Below are 2,067 nucleotides of genomic sequence, written 5' to 3' on the forward strand. Positions count from 1 at the left end.
GAGGACTTGCGGTTTTTTTGGGTATGGGAACGAGAAAATGCCATTTAAACGAAAAACACTGACCGAATTACGCGAGCAGAACCGCAGTTTTTTGCAGTCGGAATTACAGAAAACCGGCCCGTTATTGCGATTTTCCAATATGGGTGTGCTGGCTGACATGGACGCGGGGATGGCACACCTGCATTACGGTTACCTCGATTATATCGCCCGGCAAACGACGCCATTTACGTCAACGGATGAATGGCTGTCAGGCTGGGCCGCATTGAAAAAAATATTCCGAAAACCGGCGACTGCTGCCCGATGTGAGAAATTCCAGTTTACGGGGGTTGCGGGAACTATCATTCCCGCCGATACGATACTGAACCGGGGTGATGGTTATCAGTATCGGACAGTGGCAGAAAATCGTATTGATGATGCCGGGCTTGGAATTATCAGTATTACGGGCATTTTGCCTGATATCACTGATAATGTTTCAGGGGGTGGCGTTGCAGGTAATGCACCTGCGGGGACCGTGTTAACGCTCGACCAGAGTATTGCGGGTGTTGATGTTGAGGGAATCGCAATTGTACCCATAACGGGCGGGGCTGACATTGAGAGTGAATCAGCATTTCGTTCCCGGATGTTACTGGCCTATCAAGGCTCGCCTCAGGGCGGCTCTGATGATGATTATAAACTGTGGGCGTTGTCTGTGCCGGGCGTCACCCGCACGTGGGTCAGAGGCCGGGCGGTGGGTGCAGGCACAGTAGGTGTTTATATCATGTGTGACAATAATGGACAGGGTGGTTTTCCCATCGGTACGGATGGCGTTTCAGCCCATGAATCTGATTATGCCGTTCACGCGATGGGTGATCAATTGCGGGTGGCTGATTATATTTATCGGGTTCGCCCTACGACGGCACTGATTTGGGTGCTATCACCGATAAAACGCATCATTGATTTTAATATCAGTGGCATTGCACATGCTGGTACAAAAATAACCCATAAAATTGTGTCAGCGATTGATAATGTGTTGTTTGAAAAAGGTAATCCCGACGGAACCGGAAAAATTTTTATATCCGATCTGCAATATGCCATTGCTGATGTGCCGGGAACGGCAGGTTTTGTGATTGCGTCTCCGGCAGAAAACATTGCATTGTCGGTCGGGCAATTACCTGTGCGGGGGGAGGTTAAATACACATGAAACAGTATAGTGTGAATGATTATACCGCCGGGTTGAACGGATTATTACCAACAGGAATGGCGTGGACGCGTCAGCCCAATTCAGTCATGAGCGCGGTGATTCGGGCTATTGCACGGAGTTACCATCGCAGTGATCAGGATGCGCATGCATTGCTGGATGGCGGTTTTCCTGCAACAGCGACGATCATGTTGCCTGAATGGGAGCAAACACTGGGGTTGCCTGATGATTGCGCGATTGGGGAAATTGACAGCATTTCATTACGGCAAAAATCGGTTGTGTCTAAATTGCTAAAAACAGGCGGTCAGTCGAACCAATATTTTATTGATTTGGCTGCTGAACTGGGGTTTAACATCACCATCACCGAGTTTCGGCAGGCACGGGCAGGCATGTCTGCCTGTGGCGCGGCGATTAACGGTGACGACTGGCCGTTTGTCTGGCGTATTAATGCACCTACGACAACGATCAATTATGCCGTGGCGGGGGGCAGTTATTGCGGCGATCCATTACGTTCGTGGGGAAATAAAAAACTCGAATGTCAGTTTCAGAAAATTAGCCCGTCTCACACCATTCTGCAATTCGGTTACGACCAGTAATTAAATTTAAATATTAATCACCTTCATTGAGTGAGGATTCGTTATGCAAAAAATTGGTGATATTACAAATACCGCGGACGGAAACGGCGAATTTACCAACGGTAATGTGGCAGCAGGTGTAGCGCCAACCATATTGCCAGCGGAGTGGTTTAACAGTGTTCAGCGAGAATTAATCAATGCACTGGCTGCCGCGGGCATTAAACCGAGTCAATCTGATGATACCCAATTGGCTGAGGCAATTCGGAAAATAATACAAAAATCCGTACCCCACGCCTCAACCACCCAATCCGGCAC

At 48.8% G+C, this 2,067-nt stretch carries 2 protein-coding genes and 1 pseudogene; all 3 read left to right on the plus strand.

Annotated elements, in window-relative coordinates:
• Positions 1–37: 37 nt before the first annotated feature.
• Positions 38–1,180, plus strand: a complete 1,143-nt coding sequence (locus tag Xvie_RS20075) for a baseplate J/gp47 family protein (protein ID WP_086110856.1) — start codon at positions 38–40, stop codon at positions 1,178–1,180.
• Positions 1,177–1,773, plus strand: a complete 597-nt coding sequence (locus tag Xvie_RS20080) for a YmfQ family protein (RefSeq protein WP_086110857.1) — start codon at positions 1,177–1,179, stop codon at positions 1,771–1,773. Before Xvie_RS20075 ends, Xvie_RS20080 begins: the two co-directional genes overlap by 4 nt.
• A 43-nt stretch (positions 1,774–1,816) precedes the next feature.
• A pseudogene (locus Xvie_RS20085) lies at positions 1,817–2,067 on the plus strand (phage tail protein); the annotation flags it as partial.

The organism is Xenorhabdus vietnamensis (genome assembly GCF_002127535.1).
GTDB lineage: Bacteria > Pseudomonadota > Gammaproteobacteria > Enterobacterales > Enterobacteriaceae > Xenorhabdus > Xenorhabdus vietnamensis.

Excerpts from the sequence above, each read along its gene's own strand:
- Xvie_RS20075 (WP_086110856.1), top strand. The coding sequence starts at position 38 with ATGCCATTTAAACGAAAAACACTGACCGAATTACGCGAGCAGAACCGC.
- Xvie_RS20080 (WP_086110857.1), top strand. The coding sequence starts at position 1,177 with ATGAAACAGTATAGTGTGAATGATTATACCGCCGGGTTGAACGGATTA.